Below are 13,661 nucleotides of genomic sequence, written 5' to 3'. Positions count from 1 at the left end.
CCCTCCCTCACCCACGCCGCATGATCGACAAGGCGCTCGCTGGCGTCGCGCCGTTTGCCGTGACTGAATAAGCGCGGCCGAGCTCGACACTGTTTGTCGATAGACGGGCCAGCACCTGACCATCGACAGCCAAGATCACATAGGCGAGCGAAATGACCGTCGTGCCGCTATCCGTCTTCTGGTCGGTGATTACAGCATAGCCCCATCCCTTCAGCGCCGCTTCTAGCGCCTGTCCGAAGGGCGAGGCGTCCACCTTCAGAGCGACGGTCGCCTTTCCCGGCCCGATCTGTTCGGCAAGGCGGCTCACCATATCGCCGGCGATGGCACTGGCAGCGGGACCGGAGATTTCCGGCGGCGCTGTGCTGGAAACGAGCCCTTCTGTTGCGGTCGACTGGCATCCGGAAAGAAGGGCGGCTAGGGCGCAGGCTGCAGCAAAGTTGAGGAGGGGTTGCAAGGCGCGCGAATGGGAGAGAGGGATGTTCATTACCGCCCTCCCCGCTTGATGGTGATCTTTTCCTGTTTCCAGCCGACCCCCGACACGAGCACCGCGCGATCGACATGGTAATCGACGACCATCATGTCGCCCTTCATCCGGTAGTTGACGATCCGGTTCTGCCCGCCTGACGTGACGAACAGAACAGGCGCATCCTGGCCGGAGATCGAGCGTGGAAACTGGATGTAGGTCTTGAGCCCATCGGAATAGACCCTCGTCGGTCTCCAACCCGCCCTGCCCGAAACGGAATAGCTGAAGTTCAGCTGCTCGGCGGGGACACCCGCGCCCGGGATGGTGCTTGCTTCAAGCCGGGCATTGATGTCGGCGAGCTTTGTTGAAACATCCTCCGGATATTCGAAACCGACACGCGCCATATACTGGGTCGAATGGGATTTGAGCTGGATGTGATAGGTCCGCCTGGACGTCGTCACCACCATGGAGGTTACAAGACCCGGCTCCGACGGTTTGACGATCAGGTGGATGGCCTGCCCTCCGGCCGCCCCCGAAGTCGCGGGTTCCACCTTCCAGCGCACCGTGTCGCCGACCAGGACGTCGCGGACGACCTCACCGCCTTGCAATTCAATGTCGCAAACCTGCAAAGGCGAGCAGACAACGGAAGGCTGCACCTCGCCATAAAGGAAGATCACCTTGCCGTCAGGCCCCTTGGTGACGAGACCCCGAGACCCGCGCCACTGGGTGGAGATACCCATGCCCTTTGCTTCGTTGGCTGTGACGCTATCGGCAGCATATGCATGCAGGGGAGCGACCACTAAAGACGCCAACAGTGCCGAGGCGCGCGCGCCCGTCAGCGTGGCCCGTGTTCTTGTGCGCGGGATGATCATGTTCGGGGCCATGCCTTTCAAAGCTGTGCTGTCCAGTCGAAGTCGCGGAGATAGAGACCGATAGGGTTCAAGCGGATGACGCCTTCGTCCTGCGGCGGCGTCAGGGTCACGGTGGCAATGCCGCGGAAGCGGCGGACGGCGGTTTCCTTGCCGCGCCGGTCGCGCTCGAATTCGGTCCAGTCCAACTGGTAGCTCTGGTTCGACAGCGCGACGATATTGTTGACCTCGATTGCCACGGTCGAGCTCTTCGCTTTCTCGAAGGGCGAGTTCGACCGGAACCAGGCATTGACCTTCTCGGTTGCGGGATCCGAAGTCCTCAGCAGCCCATAGGTTCTGTCGATGTACTGCTTCTGCACGACCGCGTCGGGAGTCACGCTTCGAAAGTTCGACACGAAGCTGCCGAGGGTGGCGCGCACCACGCGCGGATCGGCATATTCGATCTGCTGCGGGAAGCCGGCATTGACGGCCGTGCCGAGCTTGTCGACCTCGACGATATAGGGAACGAGCTTGACCTGTGTGCTCTGGTACAGCGCGTAGCCAAAGCCGATCACAGCCATGGTCATGCCGGCAATGCCGACGATACGCCAGGCAGCGGCGGACCTGACATAGGATCCATAGCGCTCGTTCCATTCGTTGCGCGCGGCGATATAGGGATTGGCAAGATCGGGATTATCGAGCGGATTGTGTCCGGCCATGGCGGATCGGCCTCCAGTTATTTGGTCTCGTTAAGTGGCGGTGGTGGAGGCGACGCGGTCCGACCCGGCTGCTGGTCGAGTTTGGCATTAGCGAGCCCGAGCAGGGATCCGGCATAGGCACCGGGCGATCCAACCGCCTTGTCCTTCGCGGCTGAACTGAGCGCACCTGCCGCACCGCCGATGCCTGCCTCCATGCCACGCATGGCGGCACTACCGAGGGACGCTCCCCCTGCCCTCGCCGCGCCTGCTGCCTGAAAACCTCTGCTGGCTGCTGCCGTCGCCAAAAAGCCGGCGCCGGCCGCAAAGGATGCGGCCTGTCCACCGTGGCGAATGGCTTCCATGCCCCCGGAAACGGAAGCACCCTGAACGACACCCTGCAGGATCGGCGGTACATACATGGCGATGACGAAGACCACGACCGAGATGCCGGCGATCGCGAGTGTGGTGATGAACTGCTCTGATGTGGCTGTCGGTGCCTCGGCCAGGCCCAGCAGGATGTCCGAGCCGATTTTGGCAATCATCACCAGCGCCATCAGTTTCATGCCGACCGAGAAGGCGTAGACCAGATATTTGATGGCGAAATCCTTGGTGTAGGATGTGCCACCCAATCCGAGCATGATCATGCCCGCGAGCAAGCCGACATACATCTCCACCATGATCGAGACGAAGATGGCGGCAACGAGCGAGAAGCAGACGACGACCACGACCATGGCGAACACGGCGGCGATCGCCAGGGAGTTATCCTCGAAGAGGCCAAACTTCGCCTGTTCCGACATCTTGGTCGCGACACGAATGCCGGCGTCAAAAATATTGGCCGGCGAGGCCGAGCCACCGCCGGCGCCGATTTGGTAGAGGCTGTCGACGACAGCCTTTGCAAATGCCGGGCCCTCATTGAGAATGAAGGCGAACAATCCAATAAACATGATGCGTTTCACCAGCTCGGCAAACCAGCTGTCGAGCGAGGCAGCATTGATCGCCAACCATACAGCGGCGATGCCAACCTCGATGCCCGCCAGAATCCAAAACAGTGAACGCGCTGCATTCATGACCGTCGTCTCCCAGCCCTTGGCGGCCGCGACGACGGAGTTTTCCAGGGTCGTCAGAACTTGACCCTGCTGCGCCAGAGCTGGCGTGCTTGCGAGCAGGATGAGGCCCAAGGTGACGAAGGCGCGCTCGATGCGTCGGGAGGGATGAACGATCACCATCTCGGCTTCATCTCCTGGCCGCCGCGAATGTCGCGAGTGGTGTCGCCACCAAAGAACTTCTCCCGGTGAGCACGCCGGTCGGCGTCGGATGCAGCCTCTGGCGATGCTTCTTCCGCTCCGGACATGGGAGTCGGTCCCGGCTGGACGATCCACCTGGCGATGCCGACGCCGGAAGCGATGATCCCCACGACAGCAAGGATGATGACAAGGCGCGGGCTCACCAGCGGGGCTCCATCGTCTGTCCGCCGCGGATGTCATGCTCGCTTCCGCTGAAGAATTGTTCACGGCGCGCCTGGGCCAAATCCTTTTGCGCCTGTTCAGACTGAAACCAGGTGCCCATCATCGTCATCTGCTGGGAAACGAGACCACGCAGCTTTTGCATCTGCGCGATCTGCTGGGCGGCGATCTGATGTCCGATCTGCAGCGCCTTCATCTGCCCGTCGGCCGTTTCCGACATCGATCGCAGCGACGACATCGTGCTCTCCTCGCTCGAAAACTGGTCAGCCGTCAGGTTTGCTGCCTTCAGGGAACCTGCGATCGTGTCGCGGTTGGTGTCGGACCAGTTCTGATAGGTGGACGAAAAGCTTGCTCCGTCAGGCAGGTTGTTTTTCATCTCGGCAAAGCTTTGGAAACGCTGCTTGAGCACGTCGTCGATATTGCCCATCGAGAACGCGACGCCCTGCCCCTGCTCCACGACGTTCTGCAGGTTCTTCAGGTCATTCTCGACCTGACCCCAGATGTGGTTTGGCAATTGCGCCGTGTTTTGCAGCATGTTGTTGTAGATGTTGATCTGGTTCTGGATTTGCTCGGCAAGTTGCGAGATCTGGGTGATCTGGTTGTTGACCTGTTCGGCCGACTTGCCGACCAGCGAGATCAGTTCGGTATTGTTGGCGAGCTGTGTCCATTCGGTCGCTTCACCCGTCACGCCGCCGGCCTCAGCTGAGGCCGGAAGTACGGCGGGGAGAATAATGGCAGCCATGGCCATGGCGTGCGCGATGTTATTCGGCAGAAAAAAGTGTCTCGGCATGGGCGATCCCCCTTTGCTGGAGCCAAGGACAAGGCCATGCGGCTCCGTGTTCGGAGTGCAGGCTGCGAATCTGCTTCAGATCTTCCTTGCCCGTCGCCCCGACGAAAGAGAGCGCGACCGGACCGAGCGCCATGTTGAAGAGCCTTCGGCCCTCCGGTGAGACGACGTAATATTCGCGCTTTGGAATGGCGGTTGCGACGATCTCGATCTGTCGTTCGTTGAAGCCGATGCGCTCGTAGAACTCACGCGTACCCGGTTCGCGTGCCGCGCCGTTCGGCAGGCAGATTTTTGTCGGGCAGCTTTCCTTTAGGACATCGATGATCCCGGACCGCTCCGCGTCCGAGATCGATTGGGTGGCAAGAACAACGGCGCAGTTGGCCTTTCTCAGCACCTTCAGCCATTCCCGGATCTTGTCGCGAAACACGGGATGGCCAAGCATCAACCAGGCCTCGTCGAGGATGATCAGGCTGGGCGCGCCGGTCAGGCGTTTCTCGATACGACGAAACAGGTAGGTGAGAACGGGGACAAGATTGCGCTCGCCCATATTCATCAGTTCCTCGATCTCGAAGCACTGAAAGGCGCCGAGCGCCAGACCGTCCTCTTCGGCGTCGAGCAACTGGCCCATCGGGCCGTCGACGGTGTAGTGATGCAGCGCGTCCTTGATTTCGCGCATCTGCACGCCGGAAACGAAGTCCGAGAGCGAGCGGCCGCGGGATTCCGCCATCAGCGCCAACTGCCTGGAGATGGCGTTGCGATAGTCCGGGGTGATGGTCACACCTTGCAGCGCTACAAGCATCTCGATCCATTCGGAGGCCCAGGCGCGGTCGCCGTCGGTCGACAGTTCGGCAAGCGGGCAGAAGGCAAGCGCCTTCACCTCACCACCAGCCAACGGGCCGATATCGCCGCCGATCTGGTAGTGATCGCCATCAAGGCCCAGCGTCAGCGGCAGCATCGAGCCGCCCTTGTCGAAGGCGAACACCTGGGCATCGGCATAGCGCCGGAACTGCGCGGCAATCAGCGCCAGCAGTGTCGACTTGCCGGAGCCGGTTGGACCGAAGACCAGCGTATGGCCGACATCGTCGACATGCAGATTGAGCCGAAACGGCGTCGAACCGGATGCTACCTGCATCAGCGGTGGCGAGGCCGGCGGATAGAACGGGCAAGGCGCGTTTGGACTGCCCGACCAGACGGAGTTCAGTGGGATGAGATCGGCGAGATTGCGGGTGTTGATCAGCGGCTCGCGGATGTTGGCGTAGGAGACGCCGGGCAGGCTGCCGAGAAAGGCATCCGTGGCGTTCAGTGTCTCGATCCGTGCGCCAAAACCTTCTGCCTGGATCACGCGACGTATGGCCTCGCACTTTTCCTGGAGCCGGACCGCATCTTCTTCGAAGATGACGATGACCGGCGTGTAATAGCCATAGGCAACGAACTGCGAGGAGGCTTCGGCGATGGCGTCCTCGGTTTCAGCCACCATCAGCATGGCGTCCTGGTCGACCGAGCGTGATTGCGTCTGGAACAGCTGGTCGAAGAATGGCCGCACCTTCTGCTGCCATTTCTTGCGGGTCCGCTCAAGGCGCGCCCGTGCCTCCTCGGCGTCGAGGAAGACGAAGCGGGACGACCAGCGATAGGTGAGTGGCATCCGGTCGAGCGTATTGAGAATGCCCGGCCAGCTTTCGGCCGGGAGACCGTCGATTGCCACCACGCCGAGAAAGCGGTTCTCGACCATTGGTGTCAGCCCATGCTGAAGCTCCGCCGTCACCAGCCAGTCGAGATACATGGGGATATCAGGCAGGCGCACCGGATGGTTCTCGCCGGTGACGCAGAAGCGAATGAACTGGAACAGCTCGTCGTAGCGCGCGACGCGATAGCCGCCGCGCTCCGACGTTTCCCGCGCCATCATCCGGCGGATCGATACGACATTCGCGAGATACTGCTCGACCTCCCGGATCGAGGTGAGGAAACTTGTCAGCGCCTTGTCGGCATAGGTGGCTGAACGGCTGCCCACATCCGAATAGATATACCGCGTCAACCCGGAGCGCCGCTGCTCCGGCGGCCGCCAGGTCAGGATCAGAGCGTGCCGGCTCTCGAAATGCCCCCTCTCCTTTTGAAAGTGCGCCCGCCGCTCATCGTCGATGGCGCGCGTCACTGGATCGGGAAAGTGGGATTCAGCCTCAGTCGGATAATCGCCAGTTGGCACCCTGATAGCCTCGACCTGGATCATCCATCCGGAACCGAGCCGCGAAAGGATTGCGTTGATCTGGCGCGACACCTCGTTGCGCTCGGCGTCGGTCGAGCTCTCGCTGTCCGGCCCCGCGAAATACCAACCGGCCATCAGCGAGCCGTCCTTCAGCAGGATGACGCCATTATCGATGAGGCCGGCGTAGGGCACAAGATCGGCGAAGGACGGTCCGGAATGGCGGAATGATTTGAGGGCGACCATCTAAAGCGCCTTCAAAACTTGCGCCAAGGCGACGACGTCGCGCGATACGACGTCCTGTAAGAAATGTGTCGGAGATACACCCGGCGCATCAGTGGATCAGATTTGGCCATCATGCGTAGCGCCGCCACGACGACCAGCCAAATCGCGATGCCGAACAGAGCCGCGTACCAGGTCAGAACCACGAAGATCAGGATGACCGCCGCAAGCGCCGTCAGCAGCACGAGCTCGCGGTCGGCGCCCATCAACAGGTTCGGGCGCGACAATGCCCGGTGCACCCGCGAGCGTGCCAGAGAAGAGCCGGCCTCAGCCATGAGCCCCCTCCCCCGCTGTGGCCGGCGTCGCCTTCGGTTCAGGAGTTCCTTGCTCGGCCAGTGCGTGACCCTCGCCGATCGAAGCTCCGGTCGCGCCGAAGAGAGCGACGATCTGGGTGGCTCCAAGCAGGACGCCCCCAACCAGCGCGACGTAGCAAAGCCGTCTCGCGAAATCATTCAACTCGCCTCCGAAGATGAGCATGGCACCGGCGATGGCGACCGCGGCCAGCGCGATAAACCCGGCGACAGGTCCGGTGATCGATTGCTGGATCTGTTGCAGCGGCGATTCCCAGGGAAGACCGCCCCCGCCCGAGGAAGCGAGTGCGGAGTCTGTGAGGCTGAGGCAAACGACGACAAGCGTCGCGCCGGTGAGAAGAATGGAGATTTTACGCGACATGGCTGTCCTCATCGATCTGGGCATAATGTTCGGTCTGGTAGCGGCCGTTGCGGTATCCTTCGATGTGGATCACCTCACGGACCCGCCTCCCCTTTCCTGTTCGTTCAATAGAGACGACGAGATCGACGGCCTCGCCGATCACCTCCTGCATCGGCTGCTGGCTGGCTTCCGCAGTCAGCTGCTCCAGCCGGCGCAAGGCTGACATCGCCGTGTTGGAATGGATCGTGGTGACGCCGCCGGGGTGGCCGGTGTTCCAGGCCTTGAGCAGCGTCAGTGCCGCGCCGTCGCGGACCTCGCCAACGATGATGCGATCCGGACGCAGGCGCATTGTGCTTTTCAGCAGACGAGCCATGTCGATGGTATCGCTGGTGTGAAGCGAAACTGCGTTTTCCGCCGCGCACTGGATTTCGGCCGTGTCTTCAAGGATGACCATCCTATCGTCCGGGGCCGCAGTGACGATCTCGGCGATGATGGCGTTGGCAAGCGTCGTTTTGCCTGATCCAGTGCCCCCTGAGATGACGATGTTCATGCGAGCGTCGATCGCGCTTCGAATGGCAGATGCCTGGGCTTCGGTCATCACCTTCGACTTCACGTAATCGGTGAGCGGGATGAGACGCGAGGCGCGCCGGCGGATGGTGAATGCCGGACTTGATACGATCGGAGGCAACAGGCCCTCGAAGCGGTGTCCGCCAATCGGCAGTTCGCCAGAGATGATTGGTCGCTCATCGTCGGCCTCCGACTGGAGCGCGTGGGCCACGCTGCCGATCACGACTTCCGCAGCGGCAGGGCTCATCGCGCCGGCCGCTGCCACGCCGTGGCCGAGGCGTTCGATGAACAGCCGGCCATCGGGATTGAGCATGATTTCGACCACCGTCGCGTCTTCAAGCGCAACGCAGAGCTGATCGCCCAGGGCGTCCTGCAGTTTGCGGACCAATCGTGGATGGGAACGAAGTTGGGTCACGCAGCGCTCCTAACCTGATGACCGCGATATCCGGCTATGATCGACCGATAGTCCGGTGGGCGGACCCGCTCAAAGCTTTCCTGATCGGCTGGAAGTGTCCCAGCCACTGCCACGGTGTTGCCGATCGCCACGGGATCGCCAAGCCGCTTCATTGGCCATCCGGCTCGGTTCAAGATGCGCTCAAAGCGGAGGTCGGTTGCTGTGACGATCTCGTCATAGCCGTTTTCCATCGACCATTCGATGATGCCTGCAAACATGGTAAGCGTCGCGAAATGCAGTTGCCCCCCTCCCCTGCCCGCAGGCAAGGATGTGTCGACGCAAAAGCGGGAGCTTTCGATCATTCGGTCAGATGCGTTGAGGGAACCGGTTGCCAGCAACTGCGGAAACGTTCGCTCAAGCATGGTCGGTCCTATTGCCGGAAGGAGACGAGCGCAGCCGACGACCCTCTCATCATCGGTGATCGCAAGTATGTAGGTCGGGTCGAAATCGTCGTACTCGTCTCGTTCTCCTGCCTCAGTAATCGTGACTTCCCACTCAAGACGTTCGCGGAAGACTGCCGCGCGCAAGCAGTGCATCTGTTTTAGGAGATTTGAACGATCGACGTATCGATCCGGGGAAGCGGTCAGAATCAGCATATCTATCTCCGCATGATGTGGACATGCGGCAGACAAACCATCTCAGGCGATTGATGGCTATCTGCAGATCTGCAGATAGCTGAGTCGGCTTGTAACTGCGCCTTCGGTTGTTCAGACCCGGCAAAGCCACAGGATTTTGTCTGCAGATCTGCAGAACCCAGGGAATAGATATTACGTTAAGAATCAGCTTAACGTGCGGATACATATCGAGAATTCAACCTCCCGCCAAAATTTCAGGAAATTGTGTTAACTTCTTGTTAACTCTAATTCTCTTGCAGCATCGCTAGAATCGTGCGTTATCATGAGACGGCATAAGCGCGTCTGACGCTTGCAAACCGTCTTGAACCTGAGGTTAAAGTGAACGTGATCGACAGGCACATCAGTAGAGCAGCAACGTCTGCACATATCACGCAGCGCGCTGAAGCGCTGTCTGCGCGACTCCGTGCGGTCGGTGAGCGCGCCTTTCCGCCAACAGCGCAAAAGTCGCTTCGCTCATTCACGTCTGGCGAAGTTGCCGAGATAGTTGGCGTGTCTGATGGGTACCTGCGCCAACTGTCGCTGGATGGCCTTGGCCCCGCGCCGGATATTGGCGCGGGAGGACGGCGCTCCTATACCTTGGAGCAGATCAACGAGTTGCGGCGATACCTCGCTGAGGCGCGTCCGAAAGAGGCTGGGCGATTTTGGCCACGTCGTCGTGAAGGTGACAAACTTCAGATCATAACCGTCGCAAATTTCAAGGGAGGGTCGGCCAAAACGACCACCTCACTTTATCTCGCACAGGGTTTGGCGCTACAGGGTTACAGGGTTCTCGCAATCGATCTCGATCCTCAGGCTTCGCTTTCGGCGATGTTCGGGTATCAGCCCGAGTTTGACGTTGCCGAGAATGCCACCATCTATGGCGCAATCAGATACGACGACCAGCGCGTGCCGATGAAAGATGTGATCCGTTCGACCTACTTTACGGGCATCAGCATTGTCCCTGGCAATCTCGAACTGATGGAGTTCGAGCATCAGACGCCTCGCTTCATGCTTCAGAACCGAGGTCGGCCAGAAGATCTGTTCTTCAGGCGTGTGGCGAGCGCAATCAATCAGGTTGAAGATGAATACGATATCGTTGTCATCGACTGCCCTCCTCAGCTCGGGTTTCTAACCATGGGGGCTCTCAATGCCGCGACGGGTATGATTGTTACCGTTCACCCACAGATGGTGGACGTCGCGTCCATGAGCCAGTTTCTTCTCATGACGTCTGATCTTGTATCCGTCATCGAGGAAGCGGGTGGTAAGCTCGATTATGATTTCCTAAGGTTCCTTGTTACTCGCCACGATCCGCGAGACGTCCCTGAACAGGAAATTGTCGGTCTGCTTCGCGATGTATTCGGAACTGATGTAATGGCTGCTGCAGCCTGGAAGTCGACTGCAATCGCCAATGCCGGTTTGACCAAACAATCGCTCTACGAGCTTTCGCGTGGTGCTGTAGGTCGGTCGACTTACGATCGCGCCATGGAATCGATCAGCGCCGTGAACCATGAAGCTGTCGGCTTAATCAATGACGTGTGGGGCAGGTGATCATGCTCCACGGTCAAGAAAATCAATCGTTTAGCTTGGTGTCAGCTGACGACACGACGTTATTGCCTCTACATGGGCAGCGTTTTTATCGGGGAGACCAAAGATGAGCAAACGAACTCAATCAGTTCGCAATCTCTTCGCTGCTGGGCCGGATGTGGTGCCCTCGGCCGAGACCCGCCAACCAATGCAGCGTGTAGCGTCGGGCGCGGTGCGGTCCTTGAAAGACACCTTCTCGGAAGTTGAGAGAGATTACGAAGAACTCAAGCAGCGGGTTGCGGAAGGCGCTCTGCCTATCGAGCTGGATCCCTCACTTATTGACCCCTCTCCTTTCTCTGATCGTTTTGCGGATCAGGATCCCTCCGCTGTCGAAGCACTCAAAACCTCGTTCCTGGAGAATGGCCAGGAAATACCTGTCCTCGTTCGCGATCATCCGACGGAGACCGGCCGCTATCAGATTGCCTACGGCCATCGCCGTGTGCGCGCTGCCAGCGAACTCGGCATCAAGGTAAAAGCTTACGTCCGCGAGCTAGGGGATGACCGCCTCGTTCTTGCACAGGGCATCGAAAACTCCGCTCGCGAGGACCTTACCTTCATTGAGCGTTCGATGTTCGCTCTCAAACTCCAAGACGGTGGCTTCGATCGGACACTCATTCAGACCGCTCTCTCAGTTGATCGTCAAGAGGCATCGAAGCTCATCAACGTAGGCCGCGCGGTTCCAACATGGCTAAGCGAAGCGATAGGAAGAGCTCCGAAAATTGGTCGACCTCGGTGGCAAGAGCTTGTCGATGTGCTGAAGAGCGAAGGCGCGGAAACCAAAGCGCGCAAAGCAATGAGGGACAGTTCTTTCGGCCACAAGACGTCTGATGATCGCTTTATCGCAGTGCTTCGCGCCATTAAGGCGATCGATAAGCCGGTTTCCGTGAAACCCCATGCCCTTATCGCAAAGTCTGCGGATGGGTCCGAGATCGCCACTCTTGCTGTCACAGGTAAGGTTTGCAAGATCCAAATTGATAGAGATAGAGACGAGGCTTTTGCCAAGTTCGTGATGGATCGTATTCCCGATCTTTACGAGAGCTTCCGGCAGAGCGCGTCCGGATCTGAAAGTTAGAGAAGGAAGAAACCGCAAAAGAAAAAGGCCCCCAAACGTTGCCGTCGTGGAAGCCTCTCTCATTGGTCTAAGCAGCCCGAGAATCGCATTTCCATGAATCCTAGTCAAGAGTCTTTGGCACCGTTTTGGTGAGCGGATTTCTTTTGCCGATCGAAAGGTGAAAGAAAAATGCAAAATGGAAGTGTAACGACGCCCTTCGGGCGGCGACCGATGACGCTTGCATTGGTCAAGGCCCAATTCAAGGTATCCGAGATTCGAGAGGGAAAGTCTGCGGATAAGTGGAAAGTGTATCGTGACGTTTGTGACGCGCGAACGCTTCTTGGCTTGCGCGATCGAGCGCTTGCCGTACTCAACGCCCTCCTGTCATTTTATCCCGAGACGAAACTCAGCCACGATGAAAACCTCGTGGTCTTTCCGTCCAATGCCCAGTTGATCGCTCGAGCAAACGGTATCGCTGGGACGACCCTGAGAGAGAACCTGGCAGTGCTGGTAGATGCAGGGTTGATCAATCGCAACGACAGCCCCAATGGCAAGCGCTACGTGAGGCGTGCCAAGGACGGTGCTGTCGAGACAGCTTATGGGTTCAGTCTTGGCCCCTTGCTTGCAAGGTCGGAAGAATTCGCCCTCATGGCGCAACAGGTTGCCGAAGACGCCCGACGCCTGAAGGTTGTCAAAGAACGCACGACTATCGCCCGCAGGGACGTTCGAAAACTCATCACTGCTGCGGTTGAAGACGGCGCGGCTGGGGACTGGGCGATGATCGAGGCCGCCTATATCGCAGCAGTAGCAAGGCTGCGGACAGCCAAATCGAAAACGGACTTCGAAGCAATCCTGGACGAATTATCGCTTTTGCGGGAAGGTATTCTCAATATACTGGAATGTCAGGTTTTTCCCGAGAAATCCGGCACCAATGATAGCGATATCCGCGAGCACATACAGAATTCAAATACCGACTCTATATCTGAACTTGAACCTAGCACCGAAAAAGGCAAGGGCGAAAAGACGGAGAAAAACCTTGAGCGTCGTATCGAGACGCTCAAGGTTTTCCCAATTGGATTGGTCATGCGTGCGTGCCCTGAAATTGCGGCCTATGCACCTGGTGGCGAGGTGCGAGGGTGGCGAGACCTGATGTCTGCCGCAGTTGTTGTCCGTTCCACTTTAGGTGTAAGCGCGTCCGCCTATCAGGATGCCTGCGAGGTTATGGGCGCCGAGAATGCGGCCGTCGCGATTGCTGCGATACTTGAGCGGGCAGGGCACATCAATTCGGCTGGTGGATATCTCCGCGACCTCACGTCCAGAACGCGGCGCGGTGAATTCTCTCTGGGGCCAATGCTGATGGCGCTTCTCAAAGTCAATTCAGTCGGGGCAATGCGGGCATGAAACAAGCAGAACAACTGCGGATATGTGACGTTTCGGCAGATTCGCGTGCTGTCGTCAGCTGACAACATACTAAGGCATTGATTTTACACCACTTGGAAAAATAGGCTGACCGGGATCGTCGAGACCGGGTGACGTGGTTTAAGATGGTCAAGACGCGTCAGGGTTCGATGAGCGGAGTTTCTGAGCGGATCGAACTTTCCGAGAATGCGAGGATAGTGCCGGTGGCCTCGCTCGGTCAGTCTAAGGGCAGAATATCCGAGTTATGACTGACCAGCGTGAAGCGACTGCCGGCAAGAAAAAATTTACCTCCCCCATTGCACTGGGCAATGCCGCCACGCTTTGCCAGCTGAGACGTAATGGGGTAGCTTCTGGCCGAGCCGTGTTCCACGGATCGCCCTGGCTACACTGACCAGCACATCCCGGCAGTGATGGTCGCCGAAACAACATTGTCAGAACTGGTCGCGCCCGCGATACGCCTGCGGCGATTTTGACTATCGATTTTACCAGTCGGCTCATCCCTCGATGAGCTATCCGGGTTTTCTGTCCGGCGCCAGCCTGCATGGACTGACGGAGGCTGCGCGGCAGCTTGGACTCGGACGCT

The 13,661-nt window shown here is 59.1% G+C and carries 14 protein-coding genes; 3 read left to right on the top strand and 11 right to left on the bottom strand.

Going from position 1 to position 13,661, the window contains the following annotated elements:
* Positions 1-7: 7 nt before the first annotated feature.
* From trbH to traI, 11 genes are read right to left on the bottom strand one after another with little or no spacing between them, the layout of a single operon-like run.
* Positions 8-484 carry a conjugal transfer protein TrbH gene (trbH, locus tag IEI95_RS07125; protein WP_194416203.1) on the bottom strand — a complete coding sequence of 159 codons (477 nt, stop codon included), beginning with the start codon at positions 482-484 and terminating at the stop codon, positions 8-10.
* Positions 484-1,335 carry a P-type conjugative transfer protein TrbG gene (gene trbG, locus IEI95_RS07120; RefSeq protein WP_194416280.1) on the bottom strand — a complete coding sequence of 284 codons (852 nt, stop codon included), beginning with the start codon at positions 1,333-1,335 and terminating at the stop codon, positions 484-486. The genes trbH and trbG overlap by 1 nt, the downstream gene beginning before the upstream one ends.
* A 17-nt stretch (positions 1,336-1,352) precedes the next feature.
* Positions 1,353-2,030 (bottom strand): conjugal transfer protein TrbF, encoded by a 678-nt coding sequence (locus IEI95_RS07115; protein ID WP_194416202.1) that lies wholly within the window; start codon positions 2,028-2,030, stop codon positions 1,353-1,355.
* Positions 2,031-2,047: 17 nt separating this feature from the next.
* Complete coding sequence (trbL, locus tag IEI95_RS07110; protein WP_194416201.1) at positions 2,048-3,235, bottom strand: P-type conjugative transfer protein TrbL; 1,188 nt, start codon at positions 3,233-3,235, stop codon at positions 2,048-2,050.
* Positions 3,229-3,456, bottom strand: coding sequence for an entry exclusion protein TrbK (gene trbK, locus IEI95_RS07105; protein WP_194416200.1), 228 nt, complete (start codon positions 3,454-3,456; stop codon positions 3,229-3,231). The genes trbL and trbK overlap by 7 nt, the downstream gene beginning before the upstream one ends.
* Entirely contained in the window at positions 3,453-4,220 is a 768-nt protein-coding gene (gene trbJ, locus IEI95_RS07100; RefSeq protein WP_234934183.1) for a P-type conjugative transfer protein TrbJ, read from the bottom strand. Before trbJ ends, trbK begins: the two co-directional genes overlap by 4 nt.
* 13 nt (positions 4,221-4,233) lie before the next feature.
* Positions 4,234-6,702, bottom strand: coding sequence for a conjugal transfer protein TrbE (locus tag IEI95_RS07095; RefSeq protein WP_194416198.1), 2,469 nt, complete (start codon positions 6,700-6,702; stop codon positions 4,234-4,236).
* Between the two features lie 11 nt (positions 6,703-6,713).
* The gene (gene trbD, locus IEI95_RS07090) at positions 6,714-7,013 is read right to left on the bottom strand and encodes a conjugal transfer protein TrbD (RefSeq protein ID WP_194416197.1); all 300 of its coding nucleotides are present in this window, start codon (positions 7,011-7,013) and stop codon (positions 6,714-6,716) included.
* Positions 7,006-7,410, bottom strand: coding sequence for a conjugal transfer pilin TrbC (trbC, locus tag IEI95_RS07085; protein WP_194416196.1), 405 nt, complete (start codon positions 7,408-7,410; stop codon positions 7,006-7,008). The genes trbD and trbC overlap by 8 nt, the downstream gene beginning before the upstream one ends.
* The gene (gene trbB / locus IEI95_RS07080; RefSeq protein WP_194416195.1) at positions 7,400-8,371 is read right to left on the bottom strand and encodes a P-type conjugative transfer ATPase TrbB; all 972 of its coding nucleotides are present in this window, start codon (positions 8,369-8,371) and stop codon (positions 7,400-7,402) included. Before trbB ends, trbC begins: the two co-directional genes overlap by 11 nt.
* A complete protein-coding gene (traI, locus tag IEI95_RS07075) occupies positions 8,368-9,006 on the bottom strand; it encodes an acyl-homoserine-lactone synthase (RefSeq protein WP_194416194.1) in 639 nt (212 codons plus the stop codon). Before traI ends, trbB begins: the two co-directional genes overlap by 4 nt.
* A 357-nt stretch (positions 9,007-9,363) precedes the next feature.
* Here traI and repA point away from each other — a divergent pair, with 357 nt between their 5' ends.
* The 3 genes from repA to repC all read left to right on the top strand — a co-directional run bounded on the left by repA (position 9,364) and on the right by repC (position 13,060).
* A complete protein-coding gene (gene repA, locus IEI95_RS07070; protein WP_194416193.1) occupies positions 9,364-10,572 on the top strand; it encodes a plasmid partitioning protein RepA in 1,209 nt (402 codons plus the stop codon).
* 103 nt (positions 10,573-10,675) lie between these two features.
* Positions 10,676-11,680 (top strand): plasmid partitioning protein RepB, encoded by a 1,005-nt coding sequence (gene repB, locus IEI95_RS07065; protein ID WP_194416192.1) that lies wholly within the window; start codon positions 10,676-10,678, stop codon positions 11,678-11,680.
* Positions 11,681-11,848: 168 nt separating this feature from the next.
* Complete coding sequence (gene repC / locus IEI95_RS07060) at positions 11,849-13,060, top strand: plasmid replication protein RepC (RefSeq protein ID WP_194416191.1); 1,212 nt, start codon at positions 11,849-11,851, stop codon at positions 13,058-13,060.
* Positions 13,061-13,661 lie beyond the last annotated feature (601 nt).

The organism is Agrobacterium vitis, from assembly GCF_014926405.1.
In the GTDB taxonomy this organism is placed as follows: domain Bacteria; phylum Pseudomonadota; class Alphaproteobacteria; order Rhizobiales; family Rhizobiaceae; genus Allorhizobium; species Allorhizobium vitis_H.
Note: the sequence above shows the minus strand (reverse complement) of the source record. Positions and strands in the feature narration are given on the sequence as shown.